Genomic DNA, 21496 nt, shown 5'->3' with positions numbered 1-21496 from the left:
GAGTCATGTTGATATTCCTCCGATGAATGTTGTCTCGACAACCTCATTCTAAGAGAGAACTTTCAACATGGCTTTATTTAATGTTTACCAACAGCCATTTTACACAATTATATGGACTCTACTCTTTTGTTTGTTCCCGGGGGTGATTAACGATGAAAACATCGTGCTTCCGTCTCGTGTGGCGTGTGACGGGGGCAAGTACGATGAATAACATCGTTATTTGCACAGTGGTGTCACTACTGCTTGCACCTGGGGGTGATTAACGATGAAAAACATCGTACTTCCGTTTCGTTTGGCGTGTGTCGGGAGCAAGTACGATGAATAACATCGTTATTTGCGCAGTGGTGTCACTTTTGTTTGTTCCTGGGGGTGATTAACGATGAAAAACATCGTACTTCCGTCTCATGTGGCGTGTGTCGGGAGCAAGTACGATGAATAACATCGTATTTTTCGGAGGGGCGCCATTTTTCTTCGAAATGGGAACAATTGTACCCCTTTTGTCTGGGGATATGCTATAATTAACCACATCATATTGAAAAGTCATCCATGGAGGAAAACATGCGGTTGAAGAAATCATTTATCGTTCCTGTGCTTATTCTGGCTCTAATCGGCGAATATTTTTATTTTACATCGACCCAGAACGCCAATATTGGCGACGGCGATCTGAAGTGGGCTTTTACGAGATCAGGGCAGCATCCAGAGAAGCTGCTGATCGACGTTATCGATTCCGCCCAGAGCACGCTAGACGTGGCGATCTACAGCCTAACCTATCCGGATATCGTCGATTCGATCAAGAAGGCCAAGAAGCGAGGCGTCAAAGTCCGCTTGATCACCGACAAGCAGCAATCCGGCGGCAAATCGCAGACGGAAGCGCTCAAAATTCTTGGCAGCGCCGGCGTGCCGATGAAGATCAACAAACATAGCGGTTTGATGCACTTAAAGATGGTTGTAGCGGATCGGAAAGTTGCCACGACGGGTTCGTTTAACTATTCCAAGGCGGCCAGCACAACGAACGATGAAGTGATCATGGTCATTCGTGATGAAGACGTCGCCAAATCGTTCGCCACCGAATTCGAAGCGATGTGGAACGATACTAAGGGATTCAAGACGATCGATCCGAAGATCGCTCAGCCCTAAATTATAGGTCGCAAAAGCTTGGCATTACGCCGGGCTTTTTTATTTGATATTGATAAGAACGTTTGTTCTTATTATAATTAGGAACAAACGTTCTTATTCGGAGGAGAACTATTATGTCCATAGATAAGTACGTAGGTCGCGTAGTGGTTATCGTATATATGGACAAACAACAAAAGATCAGCAAAAGAGAAATCCGGGTGCTCAGAATCGAAACGGGTTCGGTATTCGCAATCGACATTGCCAAAAATCAACCGAGAAGATTCGAGACCGAACGAATTTTGGCCGTGCAGCCAGTCTATCGTCGTGTTTCTTGATCGGCGTAGGATAAGCGATTAATGTCTGATTATTTTTCGAGATTAATTTCTTTTTTGTTTTTTATCGAATGTCCATTTGGAAGCTCTGTTGTCATATTGGATTCGGTATAGTGCTAGAAGATCGCAACGATGGATCGCGGTCTGATCGTCGCTATTGGGATTTTACGATCTCTCCCTTGAAGCAAGGTTCGACAAATAAAGAGGGAATTCCTTTCTATTTGTTGAAATACCTGAATGGCAGTGAATCTGCCTAATCTATAAATAGAGGTTGAAATATTATGGAAAAGTGGGAATACAAAACCTTAGAATTTATGATGGAGGGAAGAGGATTTTTAATGTCTAATGGACTAAAACTGGATAAATTTGATGATGCAATTAACTTAATGGGAGACGACGGTTGGGAATTAATAAATACATTTACCACAAACTTATCAGAGGGAATGACGCACCAAATTCTATGCATTTTCAAAAGGAGAAAGGCGTAGAGGAACGCGACAGCGTGTGAACATGACAAGAATGTAACCTTCGATCGTCGGATTGTCATTCCAATCAAACGACTCTCTCTCAGCGATCCCGTACAATGAGCTGTTCGTATTCGCAATTCCACTGGCCATCGGACTCCTTCATTCCATTTTCGCCGTAAAGGCGGCTTCTGCGCTAACATTGTCGGATATTTATAGAAATAAATGTATATATGTGATTATGGATGAAGGATCCGATCCATGTCGCTGATTCCATCGCGATCCCTCCGTATTTTTTTGATTTACAATATGTTAAGATTGGGGAGAGGAGGCCGGGGCTAGCCGACCTTCCCGTACAAGGAGCCTTTAACGTTTGCGCCGGGCGCGCCGTTTGGTTCCTTTTTCTTATCTCGCATAGGAGACGAAAATGATGTACACACCAATCCAGTTTATCGATAATAGGCATCTCCATCATCAGTTAACCTATAGGGAGATTCCGGCGTGCGCTTCCTTAAGACCTTTTGTAGCTTGTTATTGGTACTTGGAATCGAGTTCCCCCCTGCTGGAGGAAGTTCCTCACAGAGTTTTACCGGACGGATGCGTGGATATTTTGTTCGACATTACGGCAGGCGAGGTCCGCTTCGTTGGAGTGATGAGCGAGGCGGATGTCATTCCGCTGATCGGCGACGTTCACTCCATGGGAATCCGGTTTTACCTGCACAGCATCCCCTTTTTGTTAAATGGAGAGTCTAGTTTTCTTGCAAATAGCATGTTGAGGCTGGGGGAAGTATGGGGGAGTCAAGCGGCATTCGCAGATAAAGTGTTGATGCCCGAGTTATCGGTAGCTCAAAGAATAAAAGTCATCGAAAAAGAATTAATCTCGCGATTTAAACATTATGATCCGGATCCGAAATGGTGCGGCATGTTGAATTTAATAACCGAGAAGAACGGGAAGATTACGATAGCGGAACTAGCGGAATACTATACGATTTCTGAGCGGCACATTTCGAGAACGTTCAAAGCTTTAGCGGGCATCACGGCCAAAGAGTATACGAACATCATTCGGTTCCAAAATGTGCTGCGGCAACTGAAACAGATGAACAGTTCTATAAATTGGTCAGATCTTTCTGTTCATTCGGGTTATTATGACCAGTCGCATTTCATTAACGAATTCAAAAAGCGGTATGGGATTACGCCTGGGAGCCTTATTGCCGGCGCATGTCCTATTTTTCCAATACAGTCTCCGTTGTCTCTTGTATGATAGGAACAAACAAGAAGGAGGGCATGCCCAATGCAAAGCATAATCGCGAATCTAAAAGTGAACAACGTGAAAGAAACATTGGCGTTTTACAAGGATGTTCTGGGGTTTGAAGTGATCGACACCGTACCAGAATATGAACAGCCCGTTTTGAATTGGGGCTTGGTTAAGAATGGTGGCGCGCAGTTAATGCTTCAAGAGAAGGCAAATCTTGAAGAGGAATACCCGGTATTAAAGAGTGATAGCGGTGCCGGCTGTTTAACTCTGTTCATCAAAGTGAATGACCTTGAAGGATTGTTCGCGCAAGTCAAAGATAAAGCTCAAGTGATCAAATCGATCAATAAAACATTCTACGGTACGAAAGAATTCGCCATCGTGGACAATAACGGTTTTGTACTGACATTCGCCGAATAGTTCTCGTAAAGATTTAATGAAATGCTCCCTATATTGTAGAAGGGGAGCCGAGTGTACTGGCGATAATGTCTAATCCAAAATATGCCGAAAGAGAATAGCGAACTCTGGCAGTATCACTTCGGCAGCAAGGGTTAGGCAACAGTAAGGAAAAGTAAAGCAAAACCCCGCTTGACCATGTGGCTGGGCGGGGTTTTGCTTTACTTAAGTCCAGAATCGTCTTTTGTCTTAAGTCCGTATTTCACAGTCTCTTTCGTTCCGTCTTTATATTCAAAATAAATCTCGTCGATCACAATAGTGTTTAATGCCCCCTGATATGTGAATAAACTATATGCTATCAAAGTATCGCCCTTATTTACAGGACCAACATACTTAATTTCAAAATTGCTTTTTCCCGAAATCTCGTCGAAAGAAGGGTCACCAACTGCATTATAAGTGCTAATCCTGACAGTGTAGTAGTTAATCGTTTTATCAGATAAGTATTCAGCCATCCATGTTAATTTGACTCCATTGGCAGAGTTAATGCTGTAGTTAAATCTTGATGGTTCACCGATCAAGTTTTTATAACTTACGGACTTCTGTGTAGATTGTTGTTTGTTTTGTTGGTTTTGCTGGTTTTGTGTTACATCATCAATTTTTATAGTGCCTTTTTTGGAGTCATGAGAGACTTTAATACCTTTTAATCCATCAAGGGATTCAAGAGGTAAATACGGTTTTCCATTAATAATTTTAATATCAACCTTGGTCGCTTTTCCGTTAACACTTAATGAATACTTAACGGCAGCATATGCACCAAGACTAAACGATGATAATAAAACTACAATTGCAAGTGTAGTTAGTAATAGTTTTTTCTTCATAACCTACCTCTGTTCTGATTATCCCTATCGGTTAAGGTATTTGCTGAGGTCGTCTGGTTGACACCATTCTACAGCATATGACCTAGATTGGCGATATCTGGGTTGGTCAAACTACGAATTCAACAAACTCCGGCTAGCGAAGAATCCCCTTGCGTTACGTGATCGGTAGCGACCACAAGTCACAACCGTGGTATTAAAGAACCGGTTCCCGGATTAATACATGAGACCTTCCTTTCCAGTACAACATTGTAGTTATTCTCGATCATAAATACTATAATATCAAGGCTTTTTAGTGATGTAACACAAAAAAATCGACCCCCGCATCGCTGCGAGGGCCTTCATGGGAGAGGAGAAACCGGACGAAGAACTTATGGGGAAACGTAAGTCTTCTCCGCGGTTGTCCCCGACGCCTCTCAGCGCCGGTAATATCATTGTGGCCTCGAACATGAAAAATATACGTACAGTGGAAAAAATAACTGGAGAACAAGTGGGAGCCTCTCGTGACTGGGGCCTCAGCAGAGACGACAGTGACGGAAGGACGTCTCGAAAAAATCGAACAACTCACAGACTGCAGCCAAAATTCTCTGACACTAATCGAGAGCGTGCAAAGCTTTTGCATCGCGGGAGAATGTGGTAACATTACACCGTTAAGATTCGAAAGCATATTTTTGTGCGATTAGCAGGGGTTGAAGGAATTGCGTGTCATTTCTGGACAAGCTAAAGGACATCCGCTGAAAGCGGTGCCGGGCAGCAATACCCGTCCGACGACGGATAAAGTAAAGGAAGCCTTATTCAGCATGATCGGTCCGTATTTCAACAACGGGGAACGCGTTCTCGATCTGTTCGCGGGAACCGGCGGACTCGGGATCGAGGCGCTGAGCAGAGGGGCCGAAAGCGCCGTTTTTATCGACTCTAGTCCGCAGAGCGTCGATGTCGTTCGCCGGAATTTGAGTTCGACTCGACTTGCGGAACGCGCCGAAGTGTATCGCAACGACGCCCGCAGGGCGTTGAAGCTGCTCCAGCGCGCCGGGAAGCCGTTTGATTTGATTTTTATGGATCCGCCTTACGTTGTTAAAGATTGCGATGCACTGCTACTGGATCTCGCCGATAAAGGTTTGGCCGCACATGGCGCGATCGCGGTCATCGAGCATCATCCGGATGTGGTGTATCCCGAAGCTTTCGGAAGCTTCGAACGGTCCAGGTACGCGACTTACGGCGAAATTGCTTTATCGATATACGGCTATAACCCTTTAGACGAGGCGGAGCAAACTCCATCCTCGGAAACGGAGGAGGAGAACGAACATGAATCTGCAACCATCCGGCACGGAGAATGAATACCGCATTGCGGTATATCCCGGAAGCTTCGATCCCGTTACGTTAGGCCATCTGGATATTATTCGGCGAGCCGCCAAGCAATTCGATCGATTGATCGTGGCGGTGCTCAACAATACGACGAAAACTCCTTTGTTCAGCGTCCAGGAAAGAAAAGAGCTGCTTGCGGAAGTGACCCGCGATTTGCCGAACGTGGAAATCGATAGCTTCCGCGATCTGCTGGTGAGATACATGCGATCCCGGCACGCGAAGGTCATTATTCGTGGCATTCGCTCGGTTACGGATTTCGAGTATGAGCTGCAGATGGCTTCCACGAACCGCCAACTGGACGAGAATATCGAAACGGTATTTATGATGACGAACCCGAAATTTTCGTATTTGAGCTCCAGCATCGTTAAAGAAATCGCGAAGTTTAACGGACCCGTGCACGATCTGGTGCCGCCGGTCGTAGAAACGGCGCTGCAGGGCAAATACGCGTCTCCCTTTGGGGAACATGAATAGAGATTGCAGGGAAAGCCGGGCGTCGATCGCCCGGCTTTATTTTTTCTTGTCCGCATCTTCCCGGGCGGGAGGCGTTTTCGGCCGGATCAAGGCAGCTAACAAGGCAAGGAGTAGAAACACGCCGAAGCTGAAGATTGCGATCGTCATATTCTCCGATAGATGCCACCATCCGCTCGGAAGAGGTCCGTTGGCAGACCAGGCTTCCGTGTGAGCCAGCGGAACAGAAGCGATGCTCGCGAGCAAACCGTTCGCTGGCATGGACAACGCAGCCAACGCCAGCAAGTAGACGATCGCCATCGCGAAGGCGCTATGGAGAAGACGGCTGGAGATGATTTTTAGCCAAGGGAAGGGCAACTCGCGGCCGAATGCCGCCCTGGCTTGAAGCAAGCCGCTCCAACCGCTCCAGGCGAGCGTGGCGGCGAGCAGGGCGGCGGCTTGAGCGGGAGCCGTATCGAATAGAGCGGATTTGCTACTTTCGTAAGCGCCTAGGTGAAGTTCGTAAATACCGGGAATCGAGAGCCAAAGATCGTTGCCGGGAAGGAAGAGCTGGAGCAGACGGACGACGACGGCGCTCATCATCATGAGCCCGCCGATCGTCATCAAGGTGCCTACGGTATTCGTTACGGAATCCGCGAGCAGCTTGCCGAGCGGTCGGCCGTCTTCCCGGCGAGCTTCGACGGAGGCTCTAATCGCCCGAATAATAATCGCGCGAGGCTGATTGAGAGGGATTTGCGGCACTTTAGGTTTACGGGGCTTAGTGATTCGTGCCCATACACAACCTGCGAGAATCGCAGAAAGCCACAGACCGATCGCGATTGCCCAGCCTAAAGCGGGTGATTGCAGAAATCCGAAACCGATGACGAGCACGATGAGAAAAGGATTGGGAACGTGCGAGACGAGGAGAACCGTGTCCACGTCTTCGTCCGAAATCATGCCGTTCTCTCTCAGACGAGCGGTTTCCTTGGCCCCCGCGGGGACGCCGGCAGCCCAGCCGAATGCAATCGCCCAACCGGAAGCGCCGGGTAAGCGGAACAGGCCGCGAGTGAACGGCTCGGCTAAAGTCGCGATACCCCGCAGCATTCCGGAAGCCGCTAACAGCTCTGCGAGCATTAAAGGCGGAAGCAGTCCGGGGAAAACATTCTGCCACCAGACCTGCAAACCGGCCAAAGAGGCGCGGAAGGCCTCGCCCGGTGAATAGACGATTCCGGCTACGATAGATATAGAGGAAATCCCCAGCAGCAAAGACAGGAAGGCCGAGCGCTTCCGTTTTGTTTGTTGACCCAAAGCTCATCGCCTCCCGAACGACGTACAATATATTGTACGCCCTTAGCGAAAGGGATAGACCTTCTTGTCCTATTCCCGAGGAAAAGCAGACAGGCTTATAGGCGAATGGGAGGGATGGTATAGTCTCGCGCCAAACTTGATGAGGCGGCATCGTGAAAAGCAAGGGAGTATACGGCGGTCGCGCGAGCATCCAACTCCAAATAAGGAGAATCGCCCTGAGACGCCGATTGGAGAACGGGTACCTTCGCTTTATCGCGCATGTCTCGCAGCAATTGCCTTCCGCGTTCGCTAAAGCCAAGTACGCGAATATAATCGACCCCGGCCGCAAGGCGCTCCGCGCTGAGCAATTCCTTGTTGTGACCAAGAAGAATGCGCAGCAGCGTGCGCTGCAGCTTCGTATGCGTGTATCTCTTTGTCTTAAGAGCCGTCAGCAGAGCGGAGACGGTCAACTCGGGAAGCTCCGGCAAGACGCCGCGAATCCGGTGTTCAAGTCCTTCGGTCACTTCGGCGAACGATGCGATAGATGGAGCATCCATGCGGCAGAGCTCGTGAAAAAGCGGCCGTGCGAAGCGCTCCCATTGGATCGGAGCCCGGCCAGCGTCTATCTCGCGGCGCAAAATATCCAATGTCGATTGCGGCACGAAAGCGGCAAGCTGTTCCAATCTTCCTGATTCGCCGAACAGCAGCTTGCGCAGCGCGGTGGCGCTGGCAATCTTGGCGTCTGAAATATCGGTTTGCCCGTATTCGGATTTCTCCCGCCTGATCGTATAAGGAACCATCTTGCTGTTCAGTTTGCGTAAAGCTATTAAATAATGCAAACCTAGCGTATGATTAGGTTGGGAGAGCGAGAAGGCGTGCTCGTCCAAGCCCTCGATCCGCAAGTACGCTTCGGCAGCCGAAGTGAATGCGGAAGGATAAGGCAGTCCTTGTTTAAGGCGTTCAGACAGAAGGGAAGCGAACCCGCGAGGCTCATCCGCGAGCAGGGCGGCCATATGCCGCAGTGAGTCCAAATCGCCGCTCTCGCTTCCGAAACAGAGAGAATCGACGACTCCGGCAGCGTCCAATACGGATACGGCGCCGTAAGCGAACCATTGCGCAGGTTGAGCGCTATAGGCGACCGGGAGCTCGAGAACGAGATCGCATCCCGCTCTAAGCGCCATTTCCGCTCGCGCCCATTTGTCGGCCATGGCCGGCTCTCCACGTTGCAGAAAATGGCCGCTCATGACGGCGACGACAGAGTCCGCTCCCGTTTCTTTCTTGGATTGCTGCAAATGAAATAGATGCCCGTTATGCAACGGGTTATATTCTACGATTACACCGACCGTCGACATGATCGTCTCCTTAGAATCTTTTAGGCTTGTTTGCCACAATATAACATGGGAACGCGAACGAAGAGAAGCTTGCCCGAAAACTCACCGAATATGTTGACAAGAGAACGGAAATCTCGATATAATAAATTTTGTTTGTTTGGAGTGATCTAATTGTTGCTAAAAGTGCAGGAGCTTGTATCCCGGCAGCAGCCGGAACACATACAAGGAGCTCTTGATTTGTCGGATTTATTCCGAGACAATTCGGAATATCGTCTGCTTGCTCCGATAAAATACGATCTGACGGCGGAAGCGTCCGAAGATCGGATTATCGTAACGGGTCGCCTTTCCTGCGACGTGCGCATGCAATGCTCGCGTTGCTTGGATCCGATAGAGGGGACGATCGATGTTCCTTTCGAGGAGCAATTTCGGGTTGTCGGAGACGATGAAGACGAATCGGACGATGATGACGATGAAGCCGTACCGGTTAAGGAAGAGCGGATCGACCTTTCTCCGTATATCGCGGAAGAATTCGTGGTCCAATTACCTTTCGCACCCTTGTGCAGCGATGACTGCAAAGGATTGTGCTCCGAGTGCGGGACAAACCTGAATGAACAATCGTGCGGTTGCAATACGGAGAAGATTGATCCCCGTATGGCTGCGCTTCAGGATTGGTTTAAATCTCAGAATGATTAAGTGCGGTTCAATTCGTGGCTTAATCGGACTGATAAGGAGGTGGCAGCAATGGCAGTCCCTTTCGCGAAGACATCGAAAGCTCGCAAACACAAGCGCCGGACGCACTTTAAGTTGGTAGTTCCGGGTATGGTGAAATGCGAACAATGCGGAGAATTGAAAGTTTCGCACCGCGTATGTAAAGTTTGCGGTACGTACAAGTCCCGTGAAATCATCAAGCAATAAGCTTAGACGCGTCTGGAATCACGACGGGGAAGCGCGCTTCCGACCGCGATGCGGTCGAAGGCGGCGCGACTTGGCGGTCGTTGCATGCCGGCGCGTTTTTCTTTATACTCTTATTGGCACCAGGTATTAAAAGTTATTGACAATGAAGGGCGTCGAACGACTTCAACGAGAAAGCGGTGATGAGAATGGAACGGCTTCCTAAACGACAGCGTCACCAACAGCTTAGCAAGCTTCTGGACGAAAATCCGTTTCTCACCGACAGGGAATTGACCCGTCTGCTGAAGGTCAGCATCCAGACGATTCGCCTGGATCGTCTTGAGCTTGCCATTCCCGAGCTTAGGGAGAGGCTGAAGCAGATGGCGGAGCGCTCGTACGACTCCATCCGTTCATTGCCTCTGGACGAAGTCATCGGCGACGTTCTCGATCTACATCTCGATAAAAGCGGCATTTCTTTATTCGAGATCAGCGAAGAGCATGTGTTCTCCCGCTCCGGAATCGCGCGCGGGCACCACGTATTCGCGCAGGCGAATTCTCTCGCGGTGGCGGTCATCAACGACGAGATCGCTTTGACGGCTTCCGCGGATATCCGGTTCGTTAGACCGGCTAGGTTAGGGGAAAAATGCATCGCGAAGGCCTATGTCAGATCGAGCAGAGGGCAGAAGGCCAAAGTTGAAGTGATTACATATGTAGGCGAAGAAATGGTGTTTCAAGGGGACTTTATCATTTATAGATCCGCCAGCGAAACGAAAACATAAATCGCGAACAACCTCAAGAAGGAGTGTAGCTCATGCGGATTGCAATTGATGCGATGGGGGGCGACCATGCGCCGAACGCCCATGTCGAGAGCGTGTTATCTGCGGCCGCCGAATGGCCCGATACGCAATTGATACTGGTGGGCGATCCGGACGTGCTCCGGCCCTTGCTTGGCGACAACGCTCCAGGCAACATTTCCATCGAGGCCGCATCGGAAGTCATCGAGAACGAAGACGAACCGGTGCGCGCCGTCCGCCGCAAAACGAATTCTTCTATGGTCGTCGCGGGACGAATGGTCAAAGAGGGCCTTGCGGACGCGATGATCTCGTCGGGCAATACCGGCGCGCTGATGGCGACCGGTTTGCTCGTTGTCGGAAGGCTGACGGGAATCGAACGTCCGGCTCTGGCGGCCATGTTCCCTACGCTTGACAACAAGGGACTTCTGGCGCTAGACATGGGGGCCAACATGGACGCCAAGCCGGAGCACTTGTTGCAGTATGCGCTCATGGGGAGCTTATACCGCAGCAAAGTTCATGGGATATCCAAACCTCGTGTGGGGCTTCTGAATGTCGGCACGGAGGCGGCCAAAGGCAACGAATTGACGAAGATCACATACGGGCTGCTGGAGAACGCTCCGATTCATTTTGTCGGCAACATCGAAGCTCGGGACGTGCTCGAGGGCGTATGCGACGTCATGATTTGCGATGGGTTCTCGGGCAACATATTGTTGAAGGCCATCGAAGGCGCGGCTTCATCGATCTTCAAGCTTCTGCGCGAAGAATTGACTTCGTCCTTGATGTCGAAGGTGGCCGCGGCCGCGATGAAACCGAATTTTCGTCGGATTCGCGATCGTATGGACTACAATGAGTACAATGGCGCGCCGCTTCTTGGCATCAATGGATTAGTCGTCAAGGGGCACGGGTCGTCGGACGCGAAAGCGATGAAAACCGCGATTCGTCAGACTCGCACGGCGATCAGCAATCGATTAATCGCGTCTTTAGCCGACGAATTCAGCGGAAAGTGAGAGGAATACATTGAACGAGATCTCCGTTGGCATTCTGGGAACGGGCAAGTATGTTCCGGAACGCCGGTTAACGAATCAGGAATTGGAGCAAAAGGTCGAAACGAACGATGAATGGATCGTCACCCGCACGGGGATCCGCGAACGCCGTATCGCCGCACCCGAGCAAGCGACTTCGGATCTGGCGTACGAAGCTTCTGTTAAGGCGCTTGATGCGGCGGGCATTACAGCGGACGATATTGACTTGATTATCGTGGCCACGATTACGCCGGACATGTTTTTCCCTTCGACGGCATGTTTGCTTCAAGAGAAACTGGGGGCCAAGAAAGCGGCGGCCTTCGATCTGTCGGCCGCTTGCTCCGGATTCATATACGGATTGGCCAACGCCGTCGGATTCATCAAAACGGGAATGTACCGGCACGTGCTGGTCGTCGGGGCGGAGTGCCTGTCGCGGATCACAGACTATGAGGACCGCAATACATGCATTTTATTCGGCGACGGGGCTGGCGCGGTCGTATTGGGGCAAGTGCCGGAAGGACGCGGATTCAAGTCGTTTAAGCTCGGCGCCGACGGGTCCGGCGGAGAACTGCTGAGAATTCGCGGCGGCGGATCGCGTTATCCTTCCAGCGAGGAAACGATAAACAATCGTCATCATTTTATCGAGATGAACGGTCGCGACGTATTCAAGTTCGCCGTAAGGGTCATGGGCAGCGCGGCTGAAGAAGCGCTGGAGAGCGCGGGTTATTCCAAAGCGGATATCGATTTGCTGATCCCTCATCAAGCGAATATCCGTATTATTCAATCCGCATTGGAAAGATTGGACTTATCCGAAGATAAAGCGATGATCAATCTCGATCGATACGGCAACGTCTCGGCGGCTTCAATCCCGCTCGCTTTGGCGGAAGCGGTCGAGGAAGGCAGAGTCAAAGAGGGCGATTGTCTCGTCCTTGTCGGGTTCGGCGGAGGCCTCACTTGGGGAGCTACCGTCCTGAAATGGTAATTTTGCCTTCGCAAACAGGAAGTTAGGAGGAATCACGTTGGGTAAAATCGCGTTTGTATTTCCCGGTCAAGGCGCGCAAGCGGTAGGCATGGGCAAAGATGCATACGAGAGCAGCGAAGCCGCGCAGTCGATCTACAACCAAGCGGACGAAGCGCTCGGCTTCCCGATCTCGAAGCTGTCTTTCGAAGGGCCGGAAGATGAACTTCGCCAAACGGCGAACACGCAGCCCGCGCTGCTCGCGACGAGCATCGCGCTGCTGGAAGTTTACAAGAAACACGGTCTGAAGCCGGATTACGTAGCGGGACATTCCTTAGGTGAATACAGCGCGCTCGTGGCCGCAGGTGTGTTAAAGTTCGACGACGCGATCAAGCTCGTCCGGGCGCGCGGCTTATTCATGGAGCAGGCTGTGCCGGGAGGACAGGGCGCTATGGCAGCCGTACTTGGAGCGGAACGCGCGGCGCTGCAGGCGCTGTGCGCGGACATTACCGCCGGCGGCGCTGTCGTGGAGCTGGCGAACGTCAATTGTCCGGGCCAGATCGTCGTGTCCGGTTCGGCGGAAGGCGTCGCAGCCGTTGGCGAGCGCGGGAAGGAAGCCGGAGCGAAGCGTGTCATTCCGCTCGAAGTCAGCGGTCCGTTCCATTCATCGCTGATGCAGCCTGCGGCGGACAACTTGGCGCAAGAGCTCGCGAAAGCAGAGTTCCGCGACGCGGAGGTTCCTGTCGTAGCGAATGTGCACGCCAAATCCGTTACGTCGGGAGACGAGTTGAGGGAACTGCTCGTAAAGCAAGTCGTATCCCCCGTGCAATGGGAAGATACGATCGGGTATTTGATCGGCGAAGGCGTCGACACTTTCGTGGAGATCGGTTCCGGTACGGTTCTTGCCGGTTTGATCAAAAAAATCGATAAATCCGTGCAAGTGATTTCCGTCAACAGTGCGTCGGCTGCAGAGGCAGTTGCGCAATGAAGCCGAAAAAGCGACAATGGACGAGAGGTGAACAGTAAAATGGCGATGTGGGATTTGAACGGCAAAAGCGCGCTTGTGACCGGCGCTTCCAGAGGAATCGGACGCGCGATCGCAATAGCGCTCGGGGAAGCCGGCGCGGACGTCGCGGTGAACTACTCCGGAAGCGAAGCCGCGGCGCTGGAGACCGCGAAAGCGATCGAAGCGCTCGGCCGCAAAGCGGTCGTCATCCGGGCGAATGTCGGCAAATCGGCCGAATTCGACGAAATGGTAACCCATGCGCTCGAAACTTTCGGCAAATTGGACATTCTCGTGAATAATGCCGGTATCACCCGTGATAATCTAATCATGAGAATGAAAGAAGCCGAGTTCGACGAAGTCATCGAGACGAATCTGAAAGGTGTGTTCAACGGCATCAAAGCCGTTACGCGTCCGATGATGAAGCAACGGTTCGGCCGCATCATCAACATCTCATCCGTGGTCGGCGTGTTAGGCAACGCCGGACAGGCCAATTACGTCGCCGCGAAAGCGGGCGTCATCGGCCTGACGAAATCCGCGGCCAAGGAGCTGGCGTCCAGAGGCATTACGGTGAACGCCGTCGCGCCCGGCTTTATCGAGTCGGATATGACCGATAAGCTTCCGCAGGAATACCGCGACAAGCTGCTCGGAGAGATTCCGATGGGCCGTATGGGACGACCGGAAGATATCGCTTCTGCGGTCGTGTATTTGGCTTCGGAGGCGTCTTCGTACATGACCGGCCAGACCATTCACGTCGACGGCGGAATGTACATGTAGCTTTTCGGATTCCGACGAGCGGAATCCAGCGTTCCGCAAGGAACCGCCGCCGTTCGGGCGCCGGGAATGCTCGGTCTCATGCAAGCCCTCTATGGCTTTTTATCCATGTTTCACGTATAATACGTTAAGGGAGGTGAACCGGATGTCCGATGTATTAGATCGCGTAAAACGCATCGTTATCGAACGCCTGGGTGTAGAAGAGGCAGAGGTAACACCCGAAGCATCTTTCAAAGACGACTTGGGCGCTGACTCTCTGGATGTAGTAGAACTCGTAATGGAACTCGAAGACGAATTCGATTTGGAGATTTCCGACGAGGATGCAGAGAAGATCACAACGGTGGGAGAAGTCGTTAAATACATACAATCTCATGCGTAATGATCGAAAGGGTCCCGTTATTGCGACGGGACTTCTGCATATCTAGCGCCGCTTCTTACCCGGAAGCGACGAAATAGCCCGAAGAGGTGAATGGGTTTTGACACAGCGTGTTGTCGTTACAGGTATGGGGGTTGTCACGGCCCTTGGATCCGACTTGCCTACGTTTTGGAACAATTTGCTTGAAGGCAAATCCGGAGTCAGTCAGATCGAAGCGTTCGATACGACTGACTATACAACGAAGATTGCAGCAGAAATCAAGGGTTTCGATCCTAGCTTATATAACATTGACAAGAAAGAATCCCGCAAAATGGACCGCTTCGTGCAATTCGGAGTAGCGGCCAGCCAGCTCGCTATCGAAGACGCGAAACTTGAGATCGGAGCCAATGCCGATCCCGAGCGCGTAGGCGTCATCGTAGGCTCCGGTATCGGCGGTCTAGGCACGTGGGAAGATCAGCATACGACTTTGATGGAGAAAGGCCCTCGCAGAGTGAGCCCGTTCTTTATCCCGATGATGATCGCGAATATGGCCAGCGGCCAAATCTCTATGATCACGGGAGCGAAAGGTCCGAACACCGCAGCCGTATCGGCATGCGCAACCGGAACGCACTCCATCGGAGACAGCTTTAAGATGATCCAGCGCGGAGACGCCGATGTCATGATCTGCGGCGGCGCGGAAGCGACGATTCGTCCAATCGGCATGGCAGGATTCTGCGCAATGCGGGCGATGAGCACGCGCAACGACGAACCGGAGAAGGCCAGCCGTCCTTTCGACGTGGACCGCGACGGTTTCGTCATGGGCGAAGGCGCCGGCGTTCTGATTCTTGAATCTCTCGAGCATGCGCAAGCGCGGGGAGCGCGCATCTACGCGGAAGTGATCGGTTACGGCATGAGCGGAGACGCGTACCACATGACGGATCCTGATCCGGACGGCGCGGCTCGCTGCATGAAGAAAGCGATCAATGACGCTGGAATCGAGCCGGCGACGATTCAATACATTAACGCTCACGGTACTTCGACAGGCGCCGGAGACAAGTCCGAAACGACCGCGATTAAGAAAACTTTCGGCGATCATGCCTACAAGGTTGCGGTCAGCTCGACGAAGTCGATGACGGGTCACCTGCTCGGAGCCGCAGGCGGCGTGGAGGCGGTTATTCTCGGCTTGACGCTGCAGAATGGAACGATTCCACCAACGATTAACTTGGATAATCCTGATCCGGAATGTGATTTGGATTACGTGCCGAACAAGCCTCGCAAGGCAGACGTTCAAGTGGCGCTGTCCAACTCTTTCGGCTTCGGAGGCCATAACGCAACGATTATTATGCGTAAATTCGAGGGCTGATGTACGTTCAGCCAATTATACGAAACCTAATAAGCGCGTGAACGTCGACGCAGGCGGCATAAGCTGTCTGCGTCGGTTGTGTATGGAGCGCGATCGAGGTGAGAGATCATGAAAGACGGTTTTCAGCAGTTGCAAGAACGCCTTAATCTGACCTTCCGCAACTCAGCGCTGCTAAAACAAGCATTCACGCATGCCTCCTATGTGAACGAGCAACGGGGCGCACGCATAGCAGATAACGAGAGGCTGGAATTTCTTGGGGATGCGGTGCTGCAACTGACCGTATCGGAATATTTATTCCGTCTTTATCCCGATTCTCCGGAAGGAGAGTTAACCCGTTTGCGGGCGAGTATCGTCTGCGAACCATCGCTTGTCCGTTTTGCCGAGGCGCTCGAATTCGGGAAGGTCGTGCTGCTCGGCAAAGGGGAGGAGCAGACGGGAGGACGATCCCGTCCTTCCTTGCTCGCGGACGCGTTCGAAGCGTTCCTTGGGGCGCTGTACCTGGATCAGGGGCTGGACGTCGTCCGCTCGTTCCTCGAACGTCATATGTTCCCGGCGCTGCCGCGAGACGGACAAGCGCCGCTGAAGGATTACAAGACGGAATTGCAGGAGAAGGTCCAACAGTTGTCCATGGGGGCGCTCGATTACCGGATCGTGGAGGAGAAAGGACCGGCGCATGACAGGGAATTCGTCGCCGTCGTCGGCATCGGGAAGCAGCAGCTCGGCAAAGGCGTAGGGCGCTCAAAGAAAGAAGCCGAACAACAAGCCGCGTCCGAGGCGCTGAATGCGTTTGCGAAGCAATAATCGGGTGAAAACCTACCGACTCGAGAGGAGATACCATCCTTTATGTTTTTGAAAAGAATCGAGCTGACTGGGTTTAAGTCGTTCGCGGACCGGACCGAACTCGAATTCGTTCGCGGCATCACCGCCGTTGTTGGGCCGAACGGGAGCGGAAAGAGCAACATTTCCGATGGCATTCGTTGGGTGCTGGGCGAGCAGAGCGCGAAGTCGCTGCGGGGCGGCAACATGCAGGACATTATTTTCGCGGGAAGCGATTCCCGCAAAGCGGTGAACTTCGGAGAAGTGTCGCTTACGCTGGACAATATGGACAAGGCACTTCCGCTTGATTTCAGCGAAGTCACGGTTACGCGCAGGGTTCATCGAAACGGGGACAGCGAATATTTAATCAATAAGCAGCCGTGCCGGCTTAAAGACATTACCGAATTGTTCATGGATACGGGCATCGGCAGAGAGGCTTATTCGATTATCGGGCAAGGCCGCATCGAGGAGATATTGAGTACGCGCTCGGAAGATCGCCGGGGTATTTTCGAAGAAGCTTCAGGCATCGTCAAATACAAAAGCCGGAAGAGAGAAGCGCAGAGAAAACTCGAAGACACGGAAAACAATTTGTTGCGGATCCACGATCTCGTCAGTGAGCTTCAAGGGCAAATCGATCCGCTGAGGGAACAATCGGAGAAAGCCGAAGCCTATAAAACGTTGAAGGAAGAGCTGAAGAACAAAGAGATCGCCTTGTATGTTCATCAGATCGAAGGCGTACATACGTCGTGGACGCAGACGAACGAGAAGCTGGCGGCGCTGAAAGAAGATCAGCTCGGTCTGTCCACTTTCGTCAGCAAGCACGATGCGCTTCTCGAGGAAGAGCGCCAGGCGCTTGTCCATTTGGAAGAACTGCTGGAGAAGCTTCAGGACGAGCTGCTTCGCTGCAGCGAAGAGACGGAGAAGTCGGAAGGTTACGTCGAACTGCTGAACGAGCGGAGCGGGCACTTGGAGCGGACGCGAGACGGATTGAAGCAATCTTTGGCTTCTGCCGAGGAGCGGTTCGCCCAGGCGACGGAAGAAGAACAAGCGCTGCAGGTCAAGAGAGAGCAGTTGGAGTCGGAGCTGGCGTCGATGACGGCGAGACTCGCCGACGAGGAAGAAAAACTCGCTCTGGCGGACGGCAGCACCGAAGTGGAAGAACGCTTGAAGGCAGAGCTGTTCGATACGCTTAACGCGATGGCCCAGGCACGCAATGACATTCGTTATGGCGAAGGGCAGCGAGAAGTGCTCGAGAGGCGCATGGCGCGGATCGCTGAAGAGGAAACGAAATGGCGTGAACAGGTCGCAACGCTGCGGACGAAGCGCGAGCTTCTGGAAGAGAAAATCTCTGAAGTCACAAAAACGCTGAACGAAGTGCGCGACCGGTATGTCTCGGAAGGCGCGCGTTCATCCGAGCTGCAACGGAAGCTGGAGGAAACTCAAGCGAACGTACGCAGAATCGAACAGAAAAAAGAAGCGTTAGTGTCACGCCGGGATACGATTAAAGAACTGCAAAACGATTACGACGGGTTCCAGCATGGCGTACGGGAAGTGCTCAAAGCTTCAAAACGCGGATCCCTCCATGGTGTGCACGGAGCGGTGGCCGAATTGGTCAGCGTTCCGGGCCACTTGGAAGTGGCGGTCGAAACCGCGCTTGGAGCCGCGCTGCAGCATATCGTCATGGAGGACGAGAAATGCTCGCGCAACGCGATCGCGTACTTGAAGCAGCGTCAATCCGGGCGGGCAACTTTCTTGCCGCTGGACGTCATCCGTCCTCGGAACATTTCGGATAGCGATCGCCGCTCGCTCGAACAAGCGGAAGGATTTATCGGCATCGCCGCCGAGCTTGTCGGTTACGAGCCGAAATACGCGGCGATCGTCAGCAGTATGCTGGGCAACGTATTGATCGCGGAGTCGCTTGAACTTGCCAACCGGATCGCGTCCAGGCTGCAATACCGGTTCCGCGTCGTGACGCGCGATGGGGATATCGTAAACGCGGGCGGTTCGATGACGGGCGGAAGCTTGCAGAAGAAATCGTCCAATCTGCTCGGACGCCAAAGACAGCTTGAAGAGCTAGAGCGCGAGATCGCAGACGCGGAGAAGATGAGAGAAGCCACTCGGTCCGAAGTCGAAGATCTGAAAAAGGAGCTTGCGCAGGTCCATCAGAATATCGAGCAATTGCGGAACCAGGGGGAGCAGGAGCGCCTGAGAGAGCAGCAAGTGTCCGGCGAGAGCGCGCAGTTCGAGCAAGAAGAGAAGCTGCTTGAAGAGCAAAGCGCCGCGATGCAAGCGGAGAAAGCGGCTTTCGAGGCGGAAGCCGGCGGCCTGAATTCCAGCAAGGAAGAGGCCGAAGCTCGGCTGGCCCATCTTACGGAAGAGGAACAACGCATTCAGGAGCGAATCCGGGAAGCGGAGGAGCTTCGCCGCAAGAGCGCTTCGGCGAAAGAAGAGCTGCAAGCAGCGTTGACCGAACTGAAGGTGTCGATCGCGCGGATGGAGCAGGATCGCGCCGCGTTAAACGAACAACTGGCCCGTTATCGGTCGGATCTGGTTCGCTTGACCGCCGATCGCAAGCAGTACCGAGAGTCGCTCGAGCATAACGAAGCTGAGTCTGCGCGCACGCTGCAGGAATCCGTCGAGCACAAGGAGCGTCTGAACGAACTGCGGATTCAAAAGAAGCAGTTTACCGAGAACATCGAGTTCAAGAGAGCGGATCGCGCAGAGAAGCAGCGCGAGTTGGAGCGCAAGGAAGGCGAGACGAAGGATCAGCGCGGTAAACTCAGGAACGTCGAAGAAAACATGCGGCAAGCGGAAATATCCGTAAACCGGATGGATGTTGAATTGGACAACCTGCTGCGCAAGCTGAGCGAAGAATACGAGATCGGGTTCGAGCTTGCGAAGGAACGTTACCCGATGCCGGAGGATATCGTCGGCACGCAGAACGAAGTTCGCGATATGAAACGCAAAATTTCTTCTCTCGGCGACGTCAACTTAGGCGCGATCGAGGAATATAAACGGGTATCGGAAAGATTCGATTTCCTGTCGGCGCAAGAAAACGATCTGATCGAAGCGAAGACGAAACTGCACGGCATCATCCGTGAGATGGACGAGGAGATGTCCAAACGTTTCCGCACGACGTTCGAAGAGATTCGCAAGCATTTCGTCGTCGTGTTCTCCCGGATGTTCGGCGGAGGACGAGCGGATCTGGTTCTCGTCGAACCGGACAAACCGCTTGATACCGGCATCGATATCGTCGCTCAGCCTCCAGGCAAAAAGCTGACGAATCTGCAATTGTTATCGGGCGGCGAGCGGGCATTGACCGCGATCGCGCTGCTGTTCGCGATTTTGCACGTCAAGCCCGTTCCGTTCTGCGTCCTTGACGAGGTCGAAGCGGCGCTCGACGAGGCGAACGTGGCCCGGTATGCCCAGTACATGCGCGAGTTCTCGGATTCCACCCAATTCATCGTCGTCACGCACCGTAAAGGCACGATGGAGGAAGCCGACGTGCTGTATGGGGTAACGATGGAAGAAGGCGGCGTCTCGAAGCTCGTCTCCGTCCGTCTGGAGGAAACGGAAGAGATGACGGCGACGGCATAAAGAGAAGTTGGAGGAACGAATATGAGTTTTTTCAAGAGATTAAAGGAAAGCATCGCTTCCAAGACGGAGGCGGTGACAAGCAAATTCCGCGAAGGCTTGACGAAGACGCGCGACGCGCTGGTCGGCAAAGTGGGAGAGCTGTTCAGCCGGCGTAAGAAGATCGACGAGGAATTTTTCGAAGAACTCGAAGAAATTCTGATCGGCGCGGACGTGGGCGTAAATACGGTCATGGAGCTGATCGACGAACTGCGCGCAGAAGTGAAAAAGCGGAAAATCGAAGAGCCTGCGGAGCTCCAGCCGATCTTGTCGGAGAAGCTCGTCGAGATGCTGCGCGGATCGGACGACGAAGTCGGCATGAAGGAAAATCCGAACGGGATTACCGTCATTCTGTTCGTCGGCGTCAACGGCGTCGGAAAGACAACGACAATTGGCAAGCTGGCTTGGCGTTATAAGCAGCAAGGGAAGAACGTACTGCTCGCGGCGGGAGATACGTTCCGGGCTGGTGCGATCGAGCAGCTTGAAGTATGGGGGCAGCGCGTCGGAGTCGACGTGATCAAGCAGGAGTCCGGATCGGATCCGGCTGCGGTTATGTTTGACGCCGTTCAGGAAGCCAAGAGACGCAACGTCGACGTGCTGATCTGCGACACCGCCGGTCGTCTGCAGAACAAGCACAATCTGATGGAGGAGCTCGCCAAAATCCATCGCGTCATTCAACGCGAAATTCCGAGCGCTCCGCATGAGACGCTGCTTGTCCTCGATGCGACAACGGGTCAGAACGCGCTTCAGCAAGCGAAGCTGTTCGGCGAGAAAAGCGGCGTGACGGGTCTTGTCCTGACGAAGCTGGACGGCACGGCCAAAGGCGGAATCGTCATCGCGATCCGCAATGAGCTGAGTTTGCCCGTGAAGTTCGTCGGCTTGGGAGAGCAAATGGACGATTTGCAGCAGTTCGATGCCGATCAGTTCGTCCACGCGTTGTTCGCGGGCATGGCCGGAACCGAGGAACAGGCGGATGAGCCGGAAAATACTTGATCGTGACTTTAAGATGTTAAGGTATTTGC

The 21496-nt window shown here is 52.6% G+C and carries 22 protein-coding genes; 19 read left to right on the top strand and 3 right to left on the bottom strand.

Going from position 1 to position 21496, the window contains the following annotated elements; genetic code table 11:
• Nucleotides 1-564 precede the first annotated feature (564 nt).
• From FPZ45_RS18325 to FPZ45_RS18300, 5 genes are all read left to right on the top strand, one after another.
• Complete coding sequence (locus FPZ45_RS18325; protein WP_246120490.1) at nt 565-1137, top strand: phospholipase D family nuclease; 573 nt, start codon at nt 565-567, stop codon at nt 1135-1137.
• A gap of 113 nt (nt 1138-1250) precedes the next feature.
• Nucleotides 1251-1451, top strand: coding sequence for a hypothetical protein (locus FPZ45_RS18320; RefSeq protein WP_144705132.1), 201 nt, complete (start codon nt 1251-1253; stop codon nt 1449-1451).
• 278 nt (nt 1452-1729) lie between these two features.
• Nucleotides 1730-1936, top strand: a complete 207-nt coding sequence (locus FPZ45_RS18315) for a DUF4177 domain-containing protein (protein ID WP_144705130.1) — start codon at nt 1730-1732, stop codon at nt 1934-1936.
• A 403-nt stretch (nt 1937-2339) separates the two neighbouring features.
• Entirely contained in the window at nt 2340-3173 is an 834-nt protein-coding gene (locus FPZ45_RS18305; RefSeq protein ID WP_144705126.1) for a helix-turn-helix transcriptional regulator, read from the top strand.
• A gap of 30 nt (nt 3174-3203) precedes the next feature.
• The gene (locus FPZ45_RS18300; protein ID WP_144705124.1) at nt 3204-3584 is read left to right on the top strand and encodes a VOC family protein; all 381 of its coding nucleotides are present in this window, start codon (nt 3204-3206) and stop codon (nt 3582-3584) included.
• A gap of 197 nt (nt 3585-3781) precedes the next feature.
• On the opposite strand, the gene FPZ45_RS18295 is transcribed toward FPZ45_RS18300, so the two are convergent.
• Nucleotides 3782-4438, bottom strand: a complete 657-nt coding sequence (locus tag FPZ45_RS18295) for a hypothetical protein (protein ID WP_144705122.1) — start codon at nt 4436-4438, stop codon at nt 3782-3784.
• Between the two features lie 695 nt (nt 4439-5133).
• On the opposite strand from FPZ45_RS18295, the gene rsmD reads away from it, so the two are divergent.
• Nucleotides 5134-5772 (top strand): 16S rRNA (guanine(966)-N(2))-methyltransferase RsmD, encoded by a 639-nt coding sequence (rsmD, locus tag FPZ45_RS18285; RefSeq protein WP_144705118.1) that lies wholly within the window; start codon nt 5134-5136, stop codon nt 5770-5772.
• Nucleotides 5741-6271, top strand: coding sequence for a pantetheine-phosphate adenylyltransferase (gene coaD / locus FPZ45_RS18280; RefSeq protein ID WP_144705117.1), 531 nt, complete (start codon nt 5741-5743; stop codon nt 6269-6271). Before rsmD ends, coaD begins: the two co-directional genes overlap by 32 nt.
• A gap of 36 nt (nt 6272-6307) precedes the next feature.
• Here the strand turns inward: coaD and FPZ45_RS18275 are convergent, their stop codons facing one another.
• Nucleotides 6308-7555, bottom strand: a complete 1248-nt coding sequence (locus FPZ45_RS18275) for a nucleoside recognition domain-containing protein (protein WP_144705115.1) — start codon at nt 7553-7555, stop codon at nt 6308-6310.
• Between the two features lie 95 nt (nt 7556-7650).
• A complete protein-coding gene (locus tag FPZ45_RS18270; protein ID WP_144705113.1) occupies nt 7651-8886 on the bottom strand; it encodes a nucleotidyltransferase in 1236 nt (411 codons plus the stop codon).
• A 150-nt stretch (nt 8887-9036) separates the two neighbouring features.
• Here FPZ45_RS18270 and FPZ45_RS18265 point away from each other — a divergent pair, with 150 nt between their 5' ends.
• From FPZ45_RS18265 to ftsY, 12 genes are all read left to right on the top strand, one after another.
• On the top strand, nt 9037-9558 hold the full coding sequence (locus tag FPZ45_RS18265; protein ID WP_144705111.1) for a YceD family protein: 522 nt from the start codon (nt 9037-9039) through the stop codon (nt 9556-9558).
• A gap of 48 nt (nt 9559-9606) precedes the next feature.
• Nucleotides 9607-9780 carry a 50S ribosomal protein L32 gene (gene rpmF, locus FPZ45_RS18260; RefSeq protein WP_144705109.1) on the top strand — a complete coding sequence of 58 codons (174 nt, stop codon included), beginning with the start codon at nt 9607-9609 and terminating at the stop codon, nt 9778-9780.
• Nucleotides 9781-9965: 185 nt separating this feature from the next.
• Nucleotides 9966-10535, top strand: a complete 570-nt coding sequence (fapR, locus tag FPZ45_RS18255; protein WP_144705152.1) for a transcription factor FapR — start codon at nt 9966-9968, stop codon at nt 10533-10535.
• 32 nt (nt 10536-10567) lie between these two features.
• The gene (gene plsX, locus FPZ45_RS18250) at nt 10568-11557 is read left to right on the top strand and encodes a phosphate acyltransferase PlsX (protein WP_144705106.1); all 990 of its coding nucleotides are present in this window, start codon (nt 10568-10570) and stop codon (nt 11555-11557) included.
• A 10-nt stretch (nt 11558-11567) separates the two neighbouring features.
• A complete protein-coding gene (locus FPZ45_RS18245) occupies nt 11568-12554 on the top strand; it encodes a beta-ketoacyl-ACP synthase III (protein ID WP_144705103.1) in 987 nt (328 codons plus the stop codon).
• 37 nt (nt 12555-12591) lie between these two features.
• Nucleotides 12592-13518 (top strand): ACP S-malonyltransferase, encoded by a 927-nt coding sequence (gene fabD / locus FPZ45_RS18240; protein WP_144705100.1) that lies wholly within the window; start codon nt 12592-12594, stop codon nt 13516-13518.
• 45 nt (nt 13519-13563) lie between these two features.
• Entirely contained in the window at nt 13564-14310 is a 747-nt protein-coding gene (fabG, locus tag FPZ45_RS18235) for a 3-oxoacyl-[acyl-carrier-protein] reductase (RefSeq protein ID WP_144705151.1), read from the top strand.
• A 142-nt stretch (nt 14311-14452) separates the two neighbouring features.
• Nucleotides 14453-14686: an acyl carrier protein gene (locus FPZ45_RS18230; RefSeq protein ID WP_094050752.1), complete on the top strand. Its 234-nt coding sequence runs from the start codon at nt 14453-14455 to the stop codon at nt 14684-14686.
• A 97-nt stretch (nt 14687-14783) separates the two neighbouring features.
• Nucleotides 14784-16025, top strand: a complete 1242-nt coding sequence (gene fabF, locus FPZ45_RS18225) for a beta-ketoacyl-ACP synthase II (RefSeq protein ID WP_144705097.1) — start codon at nt 14784-14786, stop codon at nt 16023-16025.
• A gap of 108 nt (nt 16026-16133) precedes the next feature.
• Complete coding sequence (gene rnc / locus FPZ45_RS18220; RefSeq protein WP_144705094.1) at nt 16134-16826, top strand: ribonuclease III; 693 nt, start codon at nt 16134-16136, stop codon at nt 16824-16826.
• A gap of 42 nt (nt 16827-16868) precedes the next feature.
• Nucleotides 16869-20438: a chromosome segregation protein SMC gene (gene smc, locus FPZ45_RS18215; protein WP_144705091.1), complete on the top strand. Its 3570-nt coding sequence runs from the start codon at nt 16869-16871 to the stop codon at nt 20436-20438.
• Between the two features lie 21 nt (nt 20439-20459).
• Nucleotides 20460-21467, top strand: a complete 1008-nt coding sequence (ftsY, locus tag FPZ45_RS18210; RefSeq protein WP_144705088.1) for a signal recognition particle-docking protein FtsY — start codon at nt 20460-20462, stop codon at nt 21465-21467.
• Nucleotides 21468-21496 lie beyond the last annotated feature (29 nt).

It is taken from the genome of Cohnella terricola (genome assembly GCF_007786475.1).
Lineage (GTDB): Bacteria > Bacillota > Bacilli > Paenibacillales > Paenibacillaceae > Cohnella > Cohnella terricola.
This window is presented reverse-complemented; position numbering and strand designations above follow the sequence as displayed.